We start from the raw sequence: 22,876 nt of genomic DNA, 5'->3' as shown, positions 1-22,876 counted from the left end.
ACAGCTCGCGATACTGTACATATAAACACTGTATATACATTCAGCCCTTTAGTCAGAGCCCTGCCTCGCAGGAAAAGATACAGGAGCCGCGTATGCTGTCTCATCTGTCGATTCATCAGTTTGCTTTAGTAGACCAGCTGGAGCTTGAGTTTAAACCGGGTATGGCCGTTATCACCGGCGAAACCGGTGCTGGTAAGTCCATCCTGCTCGGTGCTTTAGGATTAGCACTGGGCCAGCGGGCCGAAGCTGACAGCGTACGCCAGGGTGCCGAAAAGGCCGAAATCAGCGCCAGCTTTACCCCGAATGACAATGCCCGTCAGTGGCTGGACGAGCGCGACCTGCCTGCCAATGACGACCAGATCATTCTGCGCCGGGTGGTTTCTGCCGAAGGCCGTTCACGGGGCTATATTAATGGCCGCCCGGCCTCCGCTAACGATCTGAAAGAACTGGCCCAGACTCTGATCGACGTTCACTCCCAGCATGCCCATCAGCGTTTATTACAGAAAGATACGCCACGCCAGCTGCTGGATGCCTTCGCCGGCCTGAGACCCGTCGCCGGTAAAGTAAAACAGGCGTTCCGCCAGTGGCAGCAGAGTGCCCGCCAGCTGCGTACCCTGACCGAAGAAAGCAGTGAAATTCAGGCGCAGCGGCAACTGCTCAGTTACCAGGTCGAAGAATTACGGGAACTGAACCTGAGTGAACACGAGCTGGAGGAACTCGAAGCCGAACACAAACGTCTGGCCAACGCAGAAACCATGTTACTGTCCGGCCAGCAGGCCATGGTGGCCTGCCTCGGTGATGACAACAGTGACACTGCCGCGACTCAGCTGGCCTATCAGGCAATCCAGTATCTGGAGCAACTCGACGATCAGCATCCGATCCTGCTGGAAGCACGGGAATTATTGCAGCAGGCTCATATTCAGCTGGAGGAAGCCGGCTCGTCATTGCAGCGTTATCTGGAACAGGTGGACATCAACCCACACCGTTTACAGCAGATCGAAAACCGCCTGGGAGAGATTTTCTCCGTCGCCCGCAAACACCAGATCCAGCCTCAGCGATTGTACGCTTACTGGCAGGAGCAGGAGCAGCAACTGGCACAGCTGAACCTCAGCGACGATGACCTGCTTGAGTTGCAGCAACAGGTAGAACAACAAAAGACACACTTTTTAACCCTCGCACAACAGCTGTCAGAGCAACGCAAAAATGCCGCCCGGCAACTGGATCAGCAGGTCGAACAACACTTTGATTCGCTGGCGCTGGGGCGCGCCCGGTTTATGACTCAGGTCGAGGTACTGGATGACCAACAAGCCAGCCCTCACGGCATTGACCAGATCAGCTTTCACGTACAAACCAACCCAGGCATGCCATCCGGACCACTGGCCAAAGTGGTTTCCGGCGGTGAATTATCACGTATCAGCCTGGCGATTCAGGTCGTAACAGCCGCCACCAGTCAGATCCCGAGTTTAATTTTTGATGAAGTAGATGTCGGTATCGGAGGTGGTACAGCAGAACGGGTTGGCCGCTTAATGCGCTCACTCGGCCAGTCTCCGGATGGCGAAAAAATTGCCGGCCAGGTGATGTGTGTCACCCACCAGCCACAGGTTGCGGCACAGGCGCATCAACATTTTCAGGTGAGTAAAATCAGTGGCGACCATTCCACTCACACCCAGATCCGTGAACTGAGCGACAAACAACGTTCTGAAGAACTGGCCCGTATGTTGGGTGGTGTCGATATTACCGAACAAACCCTGGCCCATGCGCGGGAAATGCTCGATTTAGTGCAATAACGACACATTGTTAAAAAGTTTAAAATTCTGACGTTTCCGTCCGGTTTTTATCCGCCTTCGCCCGAAAAGGTGAAGCCGGATACGCCCTTCATTTTTACACTGCTGACTGAATAACAAACGATCTATTTCAGGAATCAGTGATGAAACTAACCACTCCCCTGCGGGCTTTAACGGCAACATCATTAATAACACTCAGCGCCTGTGGCGGCAGCTCAGGGTCGGGCGATAACTCAACTCGTGATGACGACTCCGCGGCCGGCGGCAGCAGCCCAACATTATTAACCGACAACAGCTGGAGTGCCGGCCAGGATCGGATACTGGGACTGAGCTACGGCGGTACAAAAGACAAGCCGATCATATCAATGCTTAAAGCGAAACCGGTAACAGGTCAGGACGGCGATGCTTTTTCATTTCAGTCCGTCATTTACCCACAAACTGAATTCAACGAAACTCATGCGATAGATAACCTGAATGATCGCCAGGACTATCAGGAGTTTGACATCATTGATGGCTACGTCATCGCCTGCCAGGATGGCAATAATTCAACGGGTTATGAGCAGGCAACCAAACTGCATATCTGGCAACGCGACACCCCGGATAAAGTTGCAACGCTTCAGCTGCGTGATATCGGTAACAACTTTGTGCTGCGCGACTGTAACAGCCTGGATGCACACTTTACTCAGGGCAACAGTACCGCAATGGCGGCACAGGTGTATGTGGTGGGTTACAGCGAGCCGGTTGGCACTGGCTATGGCGGCGATCGTCTGGTGCGTGTCGAAATGACGATCGATACCACCAAAGCCATTATTGATGACGGTGCCATTTCATTTTCATCAGGCAGCAAGCAAGCGGCAGCCCAAAGTCTGTATCAGGCCAACCCAGGGGACAGCCTGGACGCCGTAGCCGCACATTGGAACGATGTCTATTTCTTTCGTTATGACGATAACGATGCCTACAACAGCCTGTATTATCTGAATGCAGCTCCTAATAATTCAACCCCGGTAGTGGTGTCACAATCGGTTAACGATGTATTTGCCGGTATGGATCAACGAATGTCGGTTAAAGATATGACCCTGGTTAAAGGCGTCAACAATCACGACCTGATTTATCTGGTGTCTGACGACGATGTACCCGGCATTGCTGTTGCTGGCTATCGTCCTTTCGTTAATGTGCCAGCACTTGAACTGGCTAAAACGTCAGACACACTGGCTCAGCGCTGCAGCGATGCGATAACGGCTAATCCGAAAAATGGCCGTGGCCAGAAAATGTGGTGTTATGACTCAACCGATGCCGGAAAAATCATCGAGCTTCCAGCACCGGTTTATCCTTAAAATACATAACGTTTGCCTTCACAAACGCGATCCCTGTTATTAGGTATCGCGTTTTTTTATGCCATCGCTAAATGTTAAAAATGTAAAATCCTGACGCTTTAATCGGCTTTTATTCCTCCTTAACCCGAAAGGGTGAAGTCAGTAAACAGTGCAATTTTTACACTAACTCCGGATCTGAAGGTTCAGCAGAACCTTATTTATCAGGAGATAATCATGGAATTAAAACAATTAACCCTCGCCATTATGGCGGCCTCCACTCTGACGCTGGCCGGCTGTGGCAGTGACTCAGATTCCGCCAACGCAGGGCAACAAAATGGCGATAATCAAACGTCAGCCCGGCAATGGTCAACCCCGGTTGCGCTAACCGATGGCAGTAACTACAACAGCCTGGAAATGTTCGATGGCGCAGGCAACAAGCCCATGATGGTGACCCAGAAACTCTCAACGCTTTATAGTCGTGAATTTGATGGCAGTAACTGGAGCGATGAGACTCAAATCAGCCCAATCGACCCAAATCAGCAACTTAACTGGGATATCAATAGCAACGGCAAAGCCATCATGGCCCTGTCAACGCAACCGGTCAATACAAGCAACAATTTCAAGGAGTGTGCATTAACCTACTTACGATATGATGGCACCCGCTGGGATAGCGACTCGGTCACCACTCGGCTGTTGGGTAACACCAATGCCAACTACTTCTGCACCGATATTGAAGACTTAAATGTTGCTTTGGCAGGTGATGACAGCCTGCTGATGACCTGGCGCCGCCGGGACCTTGATAATTCCTATTATCAATTTTGTGGTAGCAACAACCAGTGTGCAACCGCTCCGGAAGCACAGGCCAACCCTATCGGGGTTCGTTTTACCCGAGGCATTGGCCTGGGTCATGATGGCAAAGGGCATGTGTTAAAATTGAATTTACCAGCAACGGGCCATATATCCGTATCGATTGCCGGGTTTGATACTGCCCCGGGTAAAGGTCTGGGTTCTTCCACGCTTGCGTCTTCAACTTCGACCAGTTCAAGAGCGGCCAGCATGGCCGTTAACGATGCCAGCCACGGCCTGGTAGCATTTGGTGAAGGCAGTAGTACTTTACAAGCTCGCTTCCACAATGGCAGCAGCTTATCACCAGCCGTCACACTTGCCGACGATTTACCTGAACACGGTGACCCAATACTACAAACTTACCTGAGTGATGGTAGCGATTATGGTTTAACGCTCTGGCGAGAGCTCGATAACACGACAGAGACAGGGAAAACACGTTTACGTAGCAACATCTCTAGCGCCAGCGTATTTAAAGCCTCCAGTACCCAACATCAACCAGAGGGAGAATTTACTCACGATAGATTTTCCGGCGATATCAATGACAATGGTAAAGCTGTGATTGCCTGGTTTGGTTATTCTTTAGATGCAAACAACGATCGTGGGCCTGCCACCTTGTACAGCCGTATCTACGATGGCAACCGCTGGCTGGATGTTGAAGTAATCGACAACAGTATCGATACCAACGATTTATCAACTTTAAAGATAGGTGTTTATATCGATAACTCCGACGATGTGACGTTAGTGTACACCGCCAAGAAGACAGATCAGGATATCCTGACTGAACCAGCCGCTAAGTTATTTTATAGCCGCTTTAGTACGAGCAATAGCCATATTGCGGCTGCCAGATTACAAAATAACAGCGACAAGCAGGGCGCCAGCAAAGAAGAGGCCGAACAAATTAAAGCCGAACTTGAAGGTGCTGGAGCTGAAGTAGAAGTGAAATAATGACATTATTCAATTCTATTTAATCCTCTGATAAAGCCAGTCCAACCAAATAGGAAGGCTGGCTTTTTTACGCATTTTTCATGCGTTTTTAAAAAACGCCAATCTCATCACACCTCCTGTCAACTGCGTTGCAATTCTTCTATATGAGGGAATCGGCATTGCCGCACAGGATCAGGGGATTATTTTTGACGAGCTTGTTCAGCTGAACAACCCGGGCCGCAACGCCAAAAAAGGCTTCGGCTTAGGATTATCAATTGTTCATCAGGCAGCAAGCAAGCGGCTGCCCAAAGTCTGTATCTGGCCAACGCACAGGGAGCCTGGACGCCGTAGCCGCATATTGGAATGATGTCTATTTCTTTCGTTATGACCATTACAATGCCTACAACAGCCTGTATTATCTGAACGCAGCTCCTAATAATTCAACCCCGGTAGTGATGTCACAATCGGTTAACGATGTATTTGCCGGTATGGATCAACAAATGTCGGTTAAAGATATGACTCTGGTTAAAGGCGTCAACATCGTGTTTTTTATGCCATCGCTAAATGTTAAAAATGTAAAATCCTGACGCTTTAATCGGCTTTTATTCCTCCTTAACCCGAAAGGGTGAAGTCAGTAAACAGCGCAATTTTTACACTAACTCCGGATCTGAAGGTTCAGCAGAACCTTATTTATCAGGAGATAATCATGGAATTAAAACAATTAACCCTCGCCATTATGGCGGCCTCCACTCTGACGCTGGCCGGCTGTGGCAGTGACTCAGATTCCGCCAACGCAGGGCAACAAAATGGCGATAATGGCGGTCAGAGTAATCTTGACCGGACACCGGATACATTCAGTTTCAGCAGCCTGACGGACGCAGAGCCAGGCAGCATTATTGAAAGTGATAGCGTGACGGTGACTGGCTTCGATGGCCAGCTGAATATTGCTGCCAGCGATGGCGAATTTCAGGTCAATGGTGGCAACTGGGTAACCTCCGCCAGCATCTCGGCTGGCGATACCCTAAAAGCACGACTGACAGCCCCGAGCGACTTTGCCACATCAGCAAGTGTGACGATCGACATTAATGATGTATCGGCTACCTTCAGTATTACCACTCGCGCACAGGATACCGAGCCTGATGCTTTTACTTTTACAAGCCTTAGCGGCAGTGAATTAGGGCAGAACACCTGTAGCGACGCAACAACCTTAACCGGATTCGACGGCCCGCTGTCCTCCAGCATCAGTAATGGTTGGGTATTACTCAATAATGCTCAGCAACCCACTACCGGGTCGTTCAACGTTAATCCGGACGATAAACTCAAGGTATGCCAGCAAGCTGCCAATGCGTTTATGACCGATAACATCACCACGCTGACCCTTGGAACGAATCCTGGTATTACGTTCACCACCACCACCCGTGCAGCAGACACCACACCAGATGCGCCGAATTTTGCTGCTCAAACGGATGTTGAACCAGCGCAGGCTATTCATAGCAACGAAATCACACTGACAGGCTTTGATGGCCAGCTGCCATTACGTGCCAATAATGGCGCGATCTTAATTGTTAATGACACGCCGCTTGCCGCAGGTGCGTCGGCCAATGTCAGCAGTGGCGATCGGGTTAAAGTCCGCCTGACCAGCGCTTCCAGTTTTGGTGGCCAGACTTCAACGGTTATCACCCTGGGCAGCGCACAAACGACGTTTGCTATCACCGTGCGTGATCAGGACAGCACTCCTGATGCGGTCACCTTTACCTCACTCAGCGATGCTAACCCGGGCGATACCCAGACCAGTAACGCAGTAACGCTGACAGGCTTTGAAGGCAGTCAGCCGGTTACCGTGAGTGGTGGCGAACTGCAAATTAATAATGGCGGCTGGGTCAGCAGTGGCTCGGTGAGCAGCGGCGACAGTGTACGTTTACGTCATACCGCCTCGTCGGATTTTAATACCATCACAGTGACCAATATGACGGTTGCCGGTGCTGCCTTTGCCGACTTCAGCAGCACCACCCGTGAGCGGGATATAACACCCGATGCCATGGTATTCACCAGTCTGATTGATCAGGACACAGACACCGTAGTGACCAGTAATGCCGTCACCGCCGATGGTTTTGAAGGCAGCCTGACAGCCAGCGTCAGCAATGGTGAAATGCAGGTTGGTTCCGGCGCCTGGACAACCAGTGCGACTATTCAACCAGGGGATACCCTGACCCTGCGTCAAACCACCGCTGACGACTACGAAACCGCTAAAATCACCAGCCTGCTGGTCGGGGACGAAAGTTACACCTTTACCACCACCACCAAGGTACAGGACACCACACCGGATAACTTCACCTTTTCTGCCTTAACCGATGTTCAGCCCGATACACTGCAAACCAGTAATGCCGTTACCCTGGCAGGTTTTGATGGAACACTGACAGCCAGCGTCAGTAATGGTGAAATGCAGATTGGTTCCGGCGCCTGGACAACCAGTGGGACTATTCAACCAGGGGATACCCTGACCCTGCGCCAAACAACTGCCAATGACTACGAAACCGATAAAACCACCACTCTGATGGTCAATAGCGAGAGCTATACCTTTACTACCACCACCAGGGTACAGGACACCACTCCCACGCCAGTCACATTTACTGCGCAAACGGACGTCTCTCAAGGTCGCGAGGCAATCAGTAACTCCGTGGTCCTGACCGGCTTTGATGGCAGCGCCACACTCAGCGTCACTGATGGTGAATATCAACTGAATGGCACAGGCAGCTGGTCGAATTCAGCCACCAACATCACTGCGGGTACCAGTATTCAGCTGCGGACACGAGCCGGTAATGGTTACTACCAAACCACCGATGTGGTACTGACGGTCAACTCCTCAACATTCACCTTCTCCGTTACCACTCCGGCCGCGCCAGACCCGGAGATTAGCAACCCTAACGGCTATAACATTGGCGGCACGCCGATTCTACCGAATGAACTGGGTTCACAGTTGATCGCTGCCCCTCAAGACGTAGCCATTGAAAGCAGTTACACCCTTGATTCCGCCGTTAACGGCACGCCAATCAATGTGTATAACGGCGAGTATCAAATTAACTACGGCAACTGGGTACCCGGCACAGCAACGTCAGCTACGGATATCGGCAACTACAGCCATACCGTGAGAACCGATGATATTGTTAGAGTTCGTCACACCTCCGGCAGCAGTGATCGTGAAACCATCACCAGCACACTGATGATCGGCGGTGCTAATGGTGCCAGCCTGGAGACTCGTGATTTAACCAGCCGTACCTTTGATAAAGACTTTTATAAGGCGGCCATTAACGATAGCGGCTGGAGCGCTGGCCAGGATCAGTTACTGGGCATGGAAGTGCCACTCGGTTACCAGCGTGCTGAACTGACCGAAGACTTCCCGCTGTACAGCGCCAAAGCGACGGCCAGCGGCACGGAAATTCTGAAAGCCCAACTGACCAGCAACCCGGGTTCAATCGATATGACCAGCGTTATCTCACTACCGAACGTTGATATCGCTGATCTGACGGCGATCAAGGTCGCTGACGGCGAAGACCTGTTAATCCACTGTGATAACAGCACAACGCCAGCCAAAGCGGTATTACGCCTGGCTTCCGCAGCCACCGACATTGTTGAACTGCCACTGCAAGACGCTACCAACTGGAGCATCAACAGCTGTCAGGATGTTGCGTTAACCGATGTCACCCGCAACGCTAACAGCGTTGAATTTAACCTGGCCATCGGCGGTAACGGCGTCAGCGGTACGGATAGTGGTTACCTGATTACCATGGCCAACCTGACGTTTGACAGCAGCATCAGTGGCGGTCTCAGCTCAAAACTGGCAAGCAACAGCCACAATATGCTGACCCGGGTTGATACCAGTAACAGCCGTACCGTACAGGCAATGGCCGCATTAACCGCCAGCCAGGTGGTGTATGCGGTCGCTCAGCCGAATGAAACGTCATACGGCGACAGCGCGTTATATCGCTACAACAGTACGACTGATGATACCCGTCAGATTATTGGTTCTTATGTTGAGCCGTTCCGCAGACTGACCGGAATCGTCTGGGACGTGGCTGACATTGTTGTCTGGCGTAAACCAAATGCCGATGACATGCTGTATCTGGTATCGGAGGATAACGGCATGGTGAAAGTGAACCCCGATAACGGCAACCTGGGCGACTTCACCCAAATCACCAGCGGAGGTGGCCAGAACTGTACCGGAGCAGTGTCGATTCTCAGCTGGTACAACAGTGCTTACAACTACAATCGGGGGCGCCATGAAGCCACCCTCTGGTGTCAGGATAACAATAATCTGAGTAGCCTGATGAATATGGAGGCGCCATAAACCGTCCGAGTCATTGTATTCGTGACTGACAACACCGCTCTGACTGCTTAACAACAGCCGTCAGAGCGGTTTTTAGTATTTTCCATTCCCTTTAACACTCCCTTTGCGGAAGAATTCCGTTATGCTCCCATTCAGCCATTATCATGATAAAACGGATCACACCGGCACAGGGTCGAGCATGTTCAGCCGTCACAGCTTTAAACAACATCCACTGAGAAACGAAATCGAGCTGGAACGTCACCAGCTGTTTAATAAAGAAGTCAGTAGCCGCATGGTAGCGGGAGTGATTACCGCCATCCTTGTCGGTACCTTTTTTGTGACCACCGCGAGTCTGTTATCGTTACTGATCTGGTACTGTGCCATTGCACTGGCATCCTTCAGTTCCTGGCGTATTCTGCGGCGCCGACAAAGCAGTGATGCCCGGCCAACCCAGGGCTTTATTCTGCGCTGGCACATACTGAATTTATATATGGCGCTGTTGTGGGGCGGACTCTGGGCACTAACGCCGTTTTTATTTTTCCCTCACGCCACCGACGTACAGATTTTTTCGCTGATTCTATTAGTGATCCTGATTTCCTCCACCCCCTCCGTCACCATGGGTTGCTACCCGGATATTTATATCGCATTTTTAACCCCGGTATTTTTCTCCTTCGCCTGGCAGCTGTTTTCGGTTTATCAGGAACAAAGCTGGCTACCGATTGTCGTTATTCCCATCACCTATGTCTCGCTGGTGGCATTCAGCCTGATGATTCATCAGACTCAGATGAATTTTATTGTGTTGCGGCTGGAGCATAACCGGGACAAAGAAAAAGCCGAACGCGCCACCCGGGAAAAGCATCACTTTCTGGCTACCGCCAGCCACGATATCCGCCAGCCACTGCAGGCGGCTTACCTGTACAGTCAGGCGCTGGATCCTCAACAGATGAGCGACCATAACCGCGACATCAGCCAACGCTTGTCACAGAGCCTGGCCAGCGCCAGCGATTTACTCAGCCGTTTACTGGATATGTCGAAGCTGGAAACCCGTAGCGTCGGCGCTCAACTGCAGTGCCAGTCGCTCACACCTGTGTTGCATAAACTGTGCGAACGTTACCGCCCACAGGCGGAACAACAGGGACTGGCCCTGACGTTATACACAGAGCCTGGCCTGGCCGCCCGGTTTGATAGCGTATTACTGGAGCAGGCATTAACCAACCTGATCAGTAATGCGCTGCGTTATACCCAGCAAGGTGAAATCAGCGTCTCCGCCCGGCGCCAGTCGCAACAACTGCTGATAGAGATACGCGACACCGGTATCGGCATTGCCGCACAGGATCAGGAGATTATTTTTGATGAGTTTGTTCAGCTGAACAACCCGGGCCGCAACGCCGAAAAAGGCTTCGGCTTAGGATTATCGATTGTGAATCAGGCCTGCAAGCTGCAACACATCGGATTGTCACTGGATTCAGAACAGGGCCACGGCAGTTGTTTTACCCTGCAACTGGAAGCCTGCGATCCGGCCGCTGTGGTAGCAGCAGAAACAGCGGAAATCACAACCGTGAGCCAGGAAACCAGCAGCAAGCCGCCGCAGGTACTGATTGTTGAAGACAATGAAACCGTACTCGAAAGCCTGAACCTGACTCTGGTGGGCTGGGATTGTGATGTCTGGTGTGCCACCAACCTGGAACAATTACAGCAACAGCTGGCACAGCCCGGCTGCCGCCCGGATGTGTTAATCAGCGATGATCTGCTGGCCAACGGCGAATCGTCCGATCAGGTTATCCGGCGGGTCAGTGATCATCTCGGCCAACCACCAGCGACGATTATCCTGACCGGCAATACCCAGCCTGAACGAATGCAACAGCTGAACGGACAGCAGGCGTTATTACTGCATAAACCCGTCGACCGGCAACAATTACAGCAGGCACTGCAACAACTCACCGGTTATTGCGCCACAAGCCCGGCCTGACCGGCTACAACAGACCTAAACGTTCGGCAATGGCCAGGCAATCGAGGCGGTTTTTAGCGCCGATACGGTCATACATCATGCGCAAATGGGTTTTGACTGTGTTCGGGCTGATATCCAGCATCCTGGAAATTTCAGCATTGTTATAGCCGTGTTTTAGCAAACGTAAAATCGCCAGCTGACGGTTAGACAGACTTTTATGCGCCGGCGGCTGAACGCCTGGCGCTACCGGCCGGAACTGCTCGTCCACATATTGCTCACCGGCCATCACCCGCTGCACTGCGGCAAGCACATCTTCCGGCCCCTGGGTTTTGCTGATAAAACCATCCGCTCCGGCCTGCAAGACCGCACTGACCGCCTGATCACGGGTGTCGGCAGAGCAAACCAGCACATAGGGCACCCCGCTTTGTTTTACCAGCTCAACCAGGCTGATGCCGTCCATATCCGGCAACCCTAAATCGATCATCACCAGCGGGTAGGCCGGATTGTGCTCCAACATGGTTAACGCCGCCGCCGCACTGTGCGCCACATCAATGTGCAGCTCGGCTGCCCGGGCAGTCAGCGCCATCACCAGTGCATCGGCAAACATGCGATGGTCATCGACCAATAACCAACGCTTTGGATCAGAGGTGACCACCGCCGAAAGAGGGGTTAAAACATCATCAGACACGATACATTCCCTGAACTTGACTGAACTACTTCAGCGAAAAACAAAAAAGGCCCGTAGTAAAATACTGCGGGCCTTTTTAGTGGTTTACAACACGATTTTGCCGTTACTTCTTACGAACATACAGCACGAGGCTGTGATCAACCAGTTCAAACCCGTGCTGCTCGGCAATTTCATGCTGCAGACGTTCGATTTGTTCATTGGAAAACTCAATCACAGTGCCGTCTTCCACGTTTACCATATGGTCATGATGTTCACCGCGAGCCAACTCAAATACAGAGTGTCCACCATCAAAATTATGACGCTCAACCAGACCCGCACTTTCAAACTGAGTTAACACCCGGTAAACGGTTGCCAGACCCACATCTTCCCCGGCGTCAATCAGAGAACGGTACACATCTTCCGCGCTCATGTGGGCGTCCGGATTACTTTCCAGAATGCTCAGGATTTTTACCCGCGGCAGCGTGACTTTTAACCCTGCTTTCCGCAACTCCACATTTTGATCGGACATGCTTTCCTCGAATATTTCACAGCCAGTTGGTTTATCAGGTATTATCGCTGCTCCGGGCCATCGTACGCAACTGACAAGCGTTTCATAACGGATAAAGCCCCAACCCGAGCAAGACGACACAGCGAGTTTTTTATGCGATTGCTAATTCTGACTATTTTAATAGGTTTTGCAACCCTGAGCGGCTGCGCCTTCCCCGGGGTTTATAAACTGAACGTACAGCAGGGCAATATCGTTACTCAGGATATGCTCGATCAGCTTGAGCCGGGCATGACGGAACGTCAGGTAAAATATGTGATGGGCACCCCGGTGATTCAGACACCTCTGCCACAGGCCAGCAATATTCAGGCGGGCCGTAAGCCACAACGCTGGGATTACATTTACACCCTGGAGCAACGCGATAAAGTCACCAAGCAATACCATATCCGGGTGTTCTTCGACATTAACGGCCAGTACAGCCACTACAGCGGTGAGCTGCCGGCCGACAGCCGCAAAGAAAAATCACAGGACCTGCCCGCCGAAGCGGAAAAAACCAACCTGCTGGATACCAGCGAATAGCGGCTATTTTTTTGCTTTGGCGGCGCGGTTCGCCCGTGCCTGTTTCGGGTCGATAATCAACGGACGATAAATTTCGACCCGGTCCCCGGGCCTCACTGTGTCACTCTCCGGCGCCCGTGAGGCTTTACCGAAAATACCGAACTTGGCGTCATCCAGATTCAGGCCGGGAAATTCTTCCACAATGCCCGACTGACGCACGGTGTCCAGGATGCTTGTCCCGTCTTCCACCTGCAGTGCCAGTATTTTCTGTTTTTCCGGCAGCGCGTAAGCTACCTCCACGTCGATCATGGTTACCTCGTCCACCACTTGCTCCTGTCGTTGTTGCTCAGCCACGGCCATAAATCTCATCAGCACGTTTTACAAACGAATCCACCATCATATTAGCGACCTGTTTAAACACCGCCCCCATCGCCAGATCCGTGATCCGGCCACCCATCTCAAACTCCAGCTGCAGCGACACCTTACAGGCTTCGTCCGATAACGCATCAAAGCACCAGATACCATGAAAGTGACTGAACGGGCCATCCAGCAGATTCATCTCCATACGTGATGGCCGCTGATGAGTATTATGTGTGGAAAAACGCTGGTGTACGCCGGCTTTGGCAATGCTCAGCTCGGCTTTAATAAAGTCATCACCTTCGTCAATCACCTCGGTGGCTTCACAACCGGCGAGAAACTCCGGGTAACGGCGAACGTCGTTCACCAGATCGAACATCTGTTCTGCGGTGTGCATTACCAAAGCACTGCGGGTAATGGTGGTCATCAAACATTCCAAACAAAAACGCCGGAGCGGGATTATACCCGCTCCGGCGTTTCAGAGCATTAGCTGCTCTGCCTGTAAAACACTCAGCGTTTACGAGGCAGTTGGTCCATTACCCAAACACACCCAGGCCATTCAGGAAGATATAACCGACGGCAATCGGCGATACAAAACGCACCATCACCCGCCAGATGTTATAGAACACCGAACGTTTGCTATCTACTTGCGCCGCAGTGTGGCTTTCTTTCATAAACCAACCCACGAAGATCGCGATCAGAATTCCGCCCAGTGGCAGCATGATATTAGACGACAGGAAGTCGAGGTTATCGAAGATAGTCTTACCGAAGAACTTCACTTCCGACCATTCGTTAAACGACAACACAGTACCGATACCCAGCAGCCAGGCCAGAGTACAGATCACTACCGCTGCCTGCACACGACTCAGACCACGCTCAACCGCCCAGGCGACGGCTGGCTCAGCAATGGAAATCGCAGAAGACCAGGCAGCAATCGCAACCAGTACAAAGAACAACACGCCGAGGATATCACCACCCGGCAGGCCACCCAGTGCCAGCGGGAAAGTTACAAACATCAGACCCGGACCGGAACCCGGCTCCAGATTATTTGAGAATACAATTGAGAACACGATGATACCGGCCACCAGCGCCACCAGCGTATCGAGGAAACCAACGGTTAATACGGTTTTACCAAGAGACTCTTTTTCCGGCATATACGCGCCGTAAGCCATGATGGCACCCATACCCAGCGACAGGGTAAAGAAGGAGTGACCCAGCGCCACCACAATACTTTCACCAGTCAGTTTGCTGAAATCGAAATCAAACAGGAAATGTAGCGCCTGAGTGAAACCCGGCGTGGTCATGGCATAACCCAGCAGCAGGATCAGCATGATAAACAGCAACGGCATCAGAATACGGATGGTATTCTCCAGACCTTTATTTACCCCGCGGGCGATCACGTAACCGGTCATCAGCATAAACACCGTGTGATATACCGTCAGCATCACCGGGTTACCTAATAACGCCTTAAACACTGCACTGGCTTTATCACCATCTGCCCCAGTAAAGGTACCGGACGCCATTTCGCCGATGTATTCCAGTGTCCAGCCAGCAATCACGCTGTAGAAAGACAAAATAAAGAAACCCGCTAAGGCACCCATCCAACCGATCACCCGGAAGAACTTGGGTGCATCGTATTCGCTGGTCATGGTTTGTAGTGCATGAATCGGGCTCAGACGTGATTTACGGCCAATCAGTACCTCTGCCAGCATCACCGGGATACCGGCCGCCAGAATACAGAGCAGATACATTAAAACGAAGGCACCACCGCCGTTTTCACCCGTGATATATGGAAACTTCCAGATATTCCCTAAACCTACAGCAGAACCGGTTGCCGCCAGAATAAATGTCCAGCGATTGTTCCAGATCCCGTGCATTCCCCGCTTGTCGTTATTCATAATATTATTATCCGCTTATCGGTTAGACCGGGCGTATTGTTAAAGATTTATGATGCGTCCTCAAGCACGAAACCGGCCAGAAGCCCAATAAAATCCGCAGTTGAGCAGGTTTTAACCAGTTAGTCAGGTTTGGGCCGATATTCCGGCCATTTAGTAACAAAACCATCATCAAAATCAGACACTTAGCCGGCTGCCAGGCAGCCTTCTCAGCCTCCGGAAAGGAATCCGTTGCATGTCGTTCTCGTCTACGACGCCAACCTCGTTTATACTGCCCCGCCATGAGCAAGAAGAAAGCAAAACCCAGCGGCAATACCATTGCCCTCAATAAAAAAGCCCGCCACGACTACTTCCTGGAAGATAAGCTCGAGGCCGGCATCGCCCTCACCGGTTGGGAAGTAAAATCCCTGCGCCAGGGTAAAGTGCAGCTGGTCGACAGCTACATCGTGTTCCACAAAGGTGAAGCCTGGCTGACCGGTGCGTTAATCACGCCACTGAAAGAAGCCTCCAGCCATGTGATTTGTGAACCACGGCGGGAACGCAAACTACTGCTGCACCGCAAAGAACTCGACCGTCTGCAGCAGAAAATTTCTGCCAAAGGTCACACCTGCGTCTGCACCGCGTTGTACTGGAAAGGCCCGAACGTCAAAGCGGAAATTGCTTTGGCCAAAGGGAAACAGCACCACGACAAGCGGGCGGCCACCAAAGACAAAGACTGGAACAAACAGAAAGAACGCATCATGAAGCATTCGGTGAGATAACGTGTTAATATTCAACGCGTTACACCACTACAGGGTTGAAATCCGGAAATCCGGCCTCATAACTGTAGACAGCGCCACCTGAGAACGGCGCGACCTGGCTGGTAAGCACAAGAATTCGGGGATGATTAGGATTCGACGTTGATTACAAAGCTATGGATGCATGTCGAGAGGGTATGACGATCTCGTTAATAAACGTTGTACATTAGTTATAGTCGCAAACGACGAAAACTACGCACTAGCGGCTTAAGCCCGCTTACATCAGATCCCGGGTGGCTATAGCCGGGTGACGATGGCATCGTCTTATAGCCTCGCCTCGCGGACTTCGCTCGTAGTCCAACAGGTTAAAACTTAATCGAGACAGCTCCGAACACCCTGCCCCTCGGGTCGTGACGAGTTAAATCAATAGAGACGGCTAAGCATGTAGATTCTCTAGTGGAGGATTGGCGGACGGGGGTTCAAATCCCCCCATCTCCACCACACAAAGAACCCTAAGCAATTGATTTGCTTAGGGTTTTTTACTTTCTAACACCCGGGAAATTCAAAACGTCCATTTATCGTCCACCACTTCTACCTACCCCTCTGCAACTTTGCTCAAAGGGTTTAAAGTGACTGCATCCAATAAATGGTCTGGCGAAAGGTGTGCATAGCGCATTGTCATCGCTAGCGACGAGTGACCTAGTATCTTTTGAAGAGTTAAAATATTGCCGCCATTCATTACGAAATGGCTTGCAAAAGTATGGCGTAAAACATGCGCGGCCTGCCCTTTCGGCAATTCTATTTCCGAGCGATCTAGTGCTCTTGAGAATGCACTTCGTGAAAAGGTAAATTCTTTATACTCACTAAGATGACTATGAAGGCGTGCAAACAAATCATCAGATATAGGCACACTACGGCTTTTACCTGACTTAGTTCCATGAAAACTCACTTTTCCGTCACGCACATGACGAAGTTTCAATGACTCTGCCTCTCCCCACCTAGCCCCCGTCGATAAACATATCTCTGTAAGGATCTTTACATGTGGGTTGTCCGATCCATCAAGTACAGATAATAAGTGCCGTATTTGATCATGCGTCAACCAAGCCAGCTCTTGTTCATCTATCCGAATAGCATCGACACCAGATATGGGATTTGGATACTCAATCTCCCCAGCCTTCACCAATTGATTAAAAACAGCTTTCAGATACCCAAGCTCGTTGTTTAGCGTCTTTTCAGACGTACCACCTTCCAGCCTACTGGCGCGATAGTCAGCAAAAGAAGTAGGTCTCATTTCTACTGCAACAGGATCATTGAGTGAGTCACAAATATACCCAAGGTATCGTCTCCTTTTTGGCCCATCTTTCAGATGAATGCCTTTAATTTGCCACCACAGCTCTATTAAATCAGACAGATGGCGACTGTCTTTGCGTCTGCCACCATTCCACTCTTGACCACCTGCAACCTTTGATAAAACCAGTTTTTCGTATCGATTCGCCTCAGCTTTTGTGTCAAATAACTTCCGAATACGCCTACCACCAACACCATTTGGCCGCAGATCGACAACCCAGCGCCCATCATCCGTTTTTCTGACAGCCACTACTTAAAATCCTGCCAACCGTATTTTGGATCATAATCCTTCCCTTGATGCCTCCAAGCTGAAAAATTTAGATGCGTTTTTTTCAGAACATTAGATTCACCAATATCAGGCAAAATTAGTGCTTTTTCGCTTATTTCGCTTCGCTCATACAAGTAGTCAATGTAATGATCCTCTACAATTCTTAACTCACTTGTTCGTATCAGGTCTTCACGGCCAACCATAGACAGATAGCCAGCCAACCGTCGAAGTCCTTTCATTCCAGAATCCTGGCTTGGCCAAGTCAGATCATCACTAATTAACACAGCTTGCTTTAGCATTGGCATCGGCTCTGTCTTCAACAAAATTAAACATTCCATTCTTGAAGCATCAGAAATACTTTGAACAAACAAGACCTTTTCAAACCAGTCTGGGTTAACCATGAAGTTCGTTTCCTCTGGGCTTGGACGGCATAAGCGATCACATATCCTGATAACGTTGAATTCATCCATTAACGGTTTCAATTGAGAGGGTGGCTCCACCGAATCAGTCAATAACCACAATGCATACATTGGCCATCGCTTCGCTACTTTAAGTAAGACATCCCCCCCAGGAGTCTTCCCCTTATTTTCAATCCCTTCGATTGTTCTTGCAGAAATGCCTATTTCGTCAGCAAAAGCCTGACGACTCATACCGTTCGAATCCCTTATCAATCGAATTTTTTCCGGCAAAAGATTTGACATAAAGAAAATACTCCTTTAAAACTCACACCTACTCCCTTGGGAGTAAAGATATACATAACCAATCTCAGTCTATCAGGATTTTTGTATGCATGAGGCAAAGCTAGTTTCTCACGCTCCGGCAGTTCAACCGCCCGGCCCTCTTGTGACACGATTTTTGTTTGCTCAAATGTCTGGCCTTACTCCTGATCACGTTCGCGGAATGATCGACAGGGGCTTACTTCCCACAGTCAAGCTTGGCCGCCAACGTCTTATCAATCTTGCACTTCTAACCCAGCAATGTCTTGAGGAGGAGTTCTAATGCATGCATTAGTAATGAGCCGCGCTAGCGGCTCGTCCACATATTTTAATAGTGGACTCTTCTCCCATATTGGGAATATCGCATGATTGATCGCCTCGTCATCCATATTCCATTCCTAGACACATATGTCGTAAACGGCAATGGTGAAGACACTGGCATCATGGACGTGGCACAACTCCTCAACACTGAAGCCACAGTTGCAGGTCGCACCGTCAATCGCACCAGTGATGGCAAAGTCACTGTGGAAGACCTGTACCACCCCTACGAGTCCATTCCATCATGGGCTTCTGGCATGGCTGTTAAGTCATTCACCCGTCCAATGAACTCTTGGCCATATGTGGAGCTAAAGGCCAGCCCCGCAAAACTGCTCCAGGGTCACAATGTTTATGGAACTGAGGACTACAAAAAGTGCGTATATGAAATGCTTGGATTGCTGGCAATTTCATTCCCAAAGCTGAACACCATGCTTGATGTTCAAACAGCACACATATCGAGTATCGATGTCACATATTCAGTTAAAGCAGCATCTCAGCAAATTGCAGATCAATTCATAAAATACTGTGCGTCACTTAGATCAGGACAAACAAAATCCAGAGAACAGTATCCGACAACCGTCTACTTCGGAAAACGCGATTCTCGGCATAAACGCCTTAAAATCTACTTAAAGCACTACGAGTTGAAAAATTATATTTCAGAATTAAAGAAAAAAAATATCGACGGCGAGTACGATGAAGCTATTGCCATAAACTCATCTCAAGACCTCATAGAATACACGAGAGGACTGATTCGATTCGAGGCAACCATAAGAAAGCGTTGGCTATCTGATCGGGCTATACCAGTAGGCTTAATCGAACTCGGAAACTTCGCAAAAAAATACTCAGAAGAAAACGCAAAGTCTTTATGGAAGCAACTACATGAAGAAGCATTTAAAGACGTGTTCAAAACATTCGAAGGCGGGCAAGTTATGGATTACTCAGACGATCATGTATTGGATATATTAAAAGCTAAACATTCAAAGCCAAGAAAAAATGGTTCTATGAACCACTCTGTAGCACTTCGAGCATTCAGATTCTATCGATCGATTGCAAGCGAGGGATATGACGAGATCCAGGCGACTACTCCCAGCAGCACATTTTATCGGCAAATTGGACACCTAAAAGATGCCGGAATCCCTCTGGCCAACTTACAGAACCTTCACAAGATCAAGTCAAATGTAGTCCCGGTCATTCAATTGATAAAAATGGATTACGAGAATCAGCACCCTGCAATTTATCAAGAACCGGTATCCGGCTTGAATCGCCCAAAACTTTCACTAGTCAGTTAATAAACGGAGATCGTTATGCTTAAAATTTCAATCATCGAAGGCCATCACCTGGTACAACAGCGTCAGACCAAGAACGGCGTTCGATACTTTCAAGAAGCTTATGTACATCTCGGTGGAGCTTTCCCTCAGCAAATCGAAATCCCACTTCGTGCTCCCACAGATGGAAAACCTATTGGCGATTACGAACTCGACATATCTACCTTTCAGGTAGGCCGCTTTAAAAACCTCGAACTCAATCCGTTCGAGCTGCGTTTGAAGCCTGCTGATCAGCCTCGTGCGACTTCAAAGGCCTCATAACGTGTTTCCTGAAGTTGACCCTGCACAGGCCATTGAATTCGTTCAATCGGTGGGTCTTCTCTGGGCTTCTGCCTGGGTAATTGTGCAAATCAAAAAAGCAATTTAACTCTCATTGGAGAATTCAAAATGGAAGACAATTCAAATGCAGGTTTAGACCTGACCTCTGTAACCGACACCATCGCCTCATCTGTTGGTGATGTTCAAACTGTTGGTTTAGCAATTCTTGGCGTAATCGTCGGTATTGCAGCTTTTAAGTGGATTCGTCGAGCAATTGGCTAAATCCAGCTTCGAAAGACAATAATGGGGCGTTCGCGCCCCGTTTTTCATAGGAGACAAATATGGAATGCATCAGCCCATCAGATTTTGAAAATATAATGACGAATATTATGTATAGTGAGATTGCAATTTTTACTGCAGTTCAGTTCGTATTTATTTCCATATTTTCTATTCGACAAAAGGATTGATATGGAATGGTCTATTTATATCGCTGTTATGCTTGTTGCTTTTTATATCTTATTTCGCAGTTAAGTTACGGACTTGTAGATACAAGTTTGTTTCCGGGTGCCAATACCGTTCCAACCAGTAACGGGAACACTGCTCGTCTGGCTGGCGTAACATCAATCAACAAAACTGGGCGAGACGCTAATCTCGTACTCGACCTGAGGGATAAATATGGAAACCCCATTCGGGTTTTCAAAACAGCAAAATTTAACCCGTTAAAGTTGAAATCTTATATTACGACTTGCGTTCGAAACCCTATTGCTTGTGGCGCATCTGCGGCGCTCACTTCAGCACTATTATACTACGGTTACACCTTAAATTCGGATGGCGTCATTGTGTTACCGGGTGCCGCTGGATCATACAGTGAATGTGTTGAGAAACCTCATCCTTGGAATGATGAGGGTGGCGTAGTAACAGCAAATGGCCCAATCCCTTGTGCTGTTGGCCCCAATTACGCAGGCAAGTACATTCTTTACACCTTTGAGCCGCTACCTCAATACCCTGATCTGCCGCCAAATGGGGATTTACCGCAGGGGGTTGTGAGGTTGTCTGGCTATGTGTATTCACCATCTCTTGGCGAATATGCTGAAACTAAGGTGAATTATCAAAACTGGTATGACTTGGCTCCTGTCCAGCCAGCACTTGAGCAGGAAATATCAGCTGATCAGGCAACAGAGATAGCATTGGCATCTCCCGAACTATTACAAATCGAAGCTGGTGCGTATCCCGATGTATTTGAGCCTGTAGAGGTAGCTGAAACTGCAACAGATGGTGATTTCTCTGACACCCCTGTAGATCCTGACCCAACCGACACAGACAGCCCTGAGCCAACAGAACCAATGATTGGCATGGATTATGTAGAAGAAGAAACCGTTGACCTTTCTGAATACTTCGACTTTGGAGTCGGATGGCTTCCCAAGACTTGTCCAGCAGATAAAGATCTTCTGACAATAGGAGACAAAACATTCACTTTCGAATACGGAATACTGTGCTCTTTGCTCGCCGACTACGCTTCGCCATTTATACGCTTTGGTGCGGTATTAAGTTTTATTGCAATTATCTTTGGGGGTGTTCGTAATGAGTAGCTTATTTCTTCATTTCACAGCTCTAGTTGCTGGACATGTTGTGGCAAGGATTTTACTTGCTCTGGGAATTTCGTTTGTCACCTTTCAGGGGCTGGATTACATACTCTCCCAAGTGGTGACAATGGTTCACGATATGTTTACTGGCTTGCCCGGTGATGTTGCAGCCTTGCTTGGCTTGGCTGATGTTGATCTAGCCATCAACCTGATTGTTTCCGGCTATACCGCTCGGATCACCATGATGTCGCTACGTCAGATGAGATTTTAACTATGATTCATCTGATTACTGGTATTCCTGGGTCTGGAAAGTCTTTGTTGGCTGTCGAGTTGTTATATAAGAATTCAATGTCTCCGCAAATAAGACCGGCATATACCAATATCTCAGGCATTGAAACCGACTCTTTACGTTGCTTTGAACTGGATGATGTTGAACATTGGTACGACCTGCCAGACGGCTCCCTGATCGTTATAGACGAGTGTCAGCGATGGTTTAGGCCAAGAGCCAATGGTTCGGCTGTACCTGAATACATAAGCCGGTTTGAAACCCACAGACACCAAGGGCTGGATATTATCCTGATTACTCAGCACCCTGGTCTCATTGATCGCAATATTCGTAAGCTGGTTGAACTGCATCAGCATATGTACCGGGCTTTCGGGATGAATCGCCGGACAGTCCTTGAGTGGAACACGTGCAACGAAAATCCAGAACCCGCCCACTCATCATCCGATGCTGCAAAAAAGAACAAACCTTTCGATAAAAATCTTTTCCAATTTTATAAATCAGCCACCATCCATACGCACAAGCGCCGGTTACCATGGAAAAAGATTGGTACTTTGGTTGGAGCAGTAGTAGTGGTTGCCTATTGCATTATCAGTCTGTACTCCTCCTTTTCTGCGAAAGCCAATCCAGTTAAACCGCAAACAGAGCCTTCGCCCAAGCCTGAGTTGGTCACAGATCCTTTTCCAGGGAAGCAGTTACTTGTGACCACTGATAATCATCTCGAATACAGAGGTTTTCAGCGCAGTGGCGCAGAGTTGACTGTGTTTCTTGAAGATCCTGCCTCAGGCCAATATTTCACGCTTCAAGACTTTGATGGTTACCGAATACAAGGGGTTGATGTTGTTTTTTATATCTCTGATTTCAATTACCGAGTCAGAGATCGTGACTTACTCAGCATATTGCCCTGATAGCGGGGCAGA

21 protein-coding genes and 1 other RNA gene are annotated in these 22,876 nt (G+C 49.5%); 15 read left to right on the top strand and 7 right to left on the bottom strand.

Annotated elements, in window-relative coordinates; all coding sequences use genetic code 11:
- Nucleotides 1-92 precede the first annotated feature (92 nt).
- The 6 genes from recN (at nt 93) to ACFOMG_RS15070 (ending at nt 11,160) form a co-directional block, all read left to right on the top strand.
- Complete coding sequence (recN, locus tag ACFOMG_RS15095; RefSeq protein ID WP_376867828.1) at nt 93-1,787, top strand: DNA repair protein RecN; 1,695 nt, start codon at nt 93-95, stop codon at nt 1,785-1,787.
- A gap of 140 nt (nt 1,788-1,927) precedes the next feature.
- Nucleotides 1,928-3,118 carry a hypothetical protein gene (locus ACFOMG_RS15090; RefSeq protein ID WP_376867827.1) on the top strand — a complete coding sequence of 397 codons (1,191 nt, stop codon included), beginning with the start codon at nt 1,928-1,930 and terminating at the stop codon, nt 3,116-3,118.
- A gap of 213 nt (nt 3,119-3,331) precedes the next feature.
- The gene (locus tag ACFOMG_RS15085) at nt 3,332-4,888 is read left to right on the top strand and encodes a hypothetical protein (RefSeq protein WP_376867825.1); all 1,557 of its coding nucleotides are present in this window, start codon (nt 3,332-3,334) and stop codon (nt 4,886-4,888) included.
- A 254-nt stretch (nt 4,889-5,142) separates the two neighbouring features.
- Complete coding sequence (locus ACFOMG_RS15080) at nt 5,143-5,454, top strand: hypothetical protein (RefSeq protein ID WP_376867823.1); 312 nt, start codon at nt 5,143-5,145, stop codon at nt 5,452-5,454.
- Nucleotides 5,455-5,573: 119 nt separating this feature from the next.
- Complete coding sequence (locus ACFOMG_RS15075; protein WP_376867822.1) at nt 5,574-9,212, top strand: beta strand repeat-containing protein; 3,639 nt, start codon at nt 5,574-5,576, stop codon at nt 9,210-9,212.
- 178 nt (nt 9,213-9,390) lie between these two features.
- Entirely contained in the window at nt 9,391-11,160 is a 1,770-nt protein-coding gene (locus ACFOMG_RS15070; RefSeq protein WP_376867820.1) for a hybrid sensor histidine kinase/response regulator, read from the top strand.
- Between the two features lie 4 nt (nt 11,161-11,164).
- Here the strand turns inward: ACFOMG_RS15070 and ACFOMG_RS15065 are convergent, their stop codons facing one another.
- Nucleotides 11,165-11,827: a response regulator gene (locus ACFOMG_RS15065; protein WP_376867818.1), complete on the bottom strand. Its 663-nt coding sequence runs from the start codon at nt 11,825-11,827 to the stop codon at nt 11,165-11,167.
- A gap of 103 nt (nt 11,828-11,930) precedes the next feature.
- Entirely contained in the window at nt 11,931-12,335 is a 405-nt protein-coding gene (gene fur, locus ACFOMG_RS15060) for a ferric iron uptake transcriptional regulator (RefSeq protein ID WP_376867817.1), read from the bottom strand.
- Between the two features lie 132 nt (nt 12,336-12,467).
- On the opposite strand from fur, the gene ACFOMG_RS15055 reads away from it, so the two are divergent.
- Nucleotides 12,468-12,890: an outer membrane protein assembly factor BamE gene (locus ACFOMG_RS15055; protein ID WP_376867815.1), complete on the top strand. Its 423-nt coding sequence runs from the start codon at nt 12,468-12,470 to the stop codon at nt 12,888-12,890.
- Nucleotides 12,891-12,893: 3 nt separating this feature from the next.
- Here ACFOMG_RS15055 and ACFOMG_RS15050 read toward each other — a convergent pair whose 3' ends face one another.
- The 3 genes from ACFOMG_RS15050 to ACFOMG_RS15040 form a co-directional block, all read right to left on the bottom strand.
- A complete protein-coding gene (locus ACFOMG_RS15050; protein WP_376867813.1) occupies nt 12,894-13,229 on the bottom strand; it encodes an RnfH family protein in 336 nt (111 codons plus the stop codon).
- On the bottom strand, nt 13,216-13,653 hold the full coding sequence (locus ACFOMG_RS15045; protein WP_376867812.1) for a type II toxin-antitoxin system RatA family toxin: 438 nt from the start codon (nt 13,651-13,653) through the stop codon (nt 13,216-13,218). Before ACFOMG_RS15045 ends, ACFOMG_RS15050 begins: the two co-directional genes overlap by 14 nt.
- Nucleotides 13,654-13,762: 109 nt before the next feature.
- Nucleotides 13,763-15,124, bottom strand: a complete 1,362-nt coding sequence (locus ACFOMG_RS15040) for a sodium-dependent transporter (protein WP_376867811.1) — start codon at nt 15,122-15,124, stop codon at nt 13,763-13,765.
- A gap of 278 nt (nt 15,125-15,402) precedes the next feature.
- Here ACFOMG_RS15040 and smpB point away from each other — a divergent pair, with 278 nt between their 5' ends.
- Nucleotides 15,403-15,882 (top strand): SsrA-binding protein SmpB, encoded by a 480-nt coding sequence (gene smpB / locus ACFOMG_RS15035; RefSeq protein WP_376867809.1) that lies wholly within the window; start codon nt 15,403-15,405, stop codon nt 15,880-15,882.
- Between the two features lie 117 nt (nt 15,883-15,999).
- Nucleotides 16,000-16,359, top strand: a transfer-messenger RNA (tmRNA) gene (ssrA, locus tag ACFOMG_RS15030).
- A 94-nt stretch (nt 16,360-16,453) separates the two neighbouring features.
- Here the strand turns inward: ssrA and ACFOMG_RS15025 are convergent.
- Both ACFOMG_RS15025 and ACFOMG_RS15020 read right to left on the bottom strand, forming a co-directional pair.
- Entirely contained in the window at nt 16,454-17,455 is a 1,002-nt protein-coding gene (locus ACFOMG_RS15025; protein WP_376867807.1) for a phage integrase, read from the bottom strand.
- Nucleotides 17,455-18,174, bottom strand: coding sequence for a helix-turn-helix domain-containing protein (locus ACFOMG_RS15020; RefSeq protein ID WP_376867806.1), 720 nt, complete (start codon nt 18,172-18,174; stop codon nt 17,455-17,457). Before ACFOMG_RS15020 ends, ACFOMG_RS15025 begins: the two co-directional genes overlap by 1 nt.
- A 380-nt stretch (nt 18,175-18,554) precedes the next feature.
- On the opposite strand from ACFOMG_RS15020, the gene ACFOMG_RS15015 reads away from it, so the two are divergent.
- The 6 genes from ACFOMG_RS15015 to ACFOMG_RS14990 all read left to right on the top strand — a co-directional run bounded on the left by ACFOMG_RS15015 (nt 18,555) and on the right by ACFOMG_RS14990 (nt 22,864).
- Nucleotides 18,555-19,796: a phage/plasmid replication protein, II/X family gene (locus ACFOMG_RS15015; RefSeq protein WP_376867804.1), complete on the top strand. Its 1,242-nt coding sequence runs from the start codon at nt 18,555-18,557 to the stop codon at nt 19,794-19,796.
- 15 nt (nt 19,797-19,811) lie between these two features.
- Nucleotides 19,812-20,093 carry a single-stranded DNA-binding protein gene (locus ACFOMG_RS15010; RefSeq protein WP_376867802.1) on the top strand — a complete coding sequence of 94 codons (282 nt, stop codon included), beginning with the start codon at nt 19,812-19,814 and terminating at the stop codon, nt 20,091-20,093.
- A gap of 126 nt (nt 20,094-20,219) precedes the next feature.
- Nucleotides 20,220-20,372 carry a major capsid protein gene (locus ACFOMG_RS15005; protein WP_376867801.1) on the top strand — a complete coding sequence of 51 codons (153 nt, stop codon included), beginning with the start codon at nt 20,220-20,222 and terminating at the stop codon, nt 20,370-20,372.
- Nucleotides 20,373-20,563: 191 nt separating this feature from the next.
- The gene (locus tag ACFOMG_RS15000) at nt 20,564-21,679 is read left to right on the top strand and encodes a hypothetical protein (RefSeq protein WP_376867800.1); all 1,116 of its coding nucleotides are present in this window, start codon (nt 20,564-20,566) and stop codon (nt 21,677-21,679) included.
- Complete coding sequence (locus tag ACFOMG_RS14995) at nt 21,672-21,944, top strand: DUF2523 domain-containing protein (protein ID WP_376867799.1); 273 nt, start codon at nt 21,672-21,674, stop codon at nt 21,942-21,944. Before ACFOMG_RS15000 ends, ACFOMG_RS14995 begins: the two co-directional genes overlap by 8 nt.
- Before the next feature lie 2 nt (nt 21,945-21,946).
- The gene (locus ACFOMG_RS14990; RefSeq protein WP_376867798.1) at nt 21,947-22,864 is read left to right on the top strand and encodes a zonular occludens toxin domain-containing protein; all 918 of its coding nucleotides are present in this window, start codon (nt 21,947-21,949) and stop codon (nt 22,862-22,864) included.
- The last annotated feature ends 12 nt before the right edge of the window (nt 22,865-22,876 follow it).

Source organism: Bacterioplanoides pacificum (assembly GCF_042648445.1).
GTDB lineage: Bacteria > Pseudomonadota > Gammaproteobacteria > Pseudomonadales > Oceanobacteraceae > Bacterioplanoides > Bacterioplanoides pacificum.
Note: the sequence above shows the minus strand (reverse complement) of the source record. Positions and strands in the feature narration are given on the sequence as shown.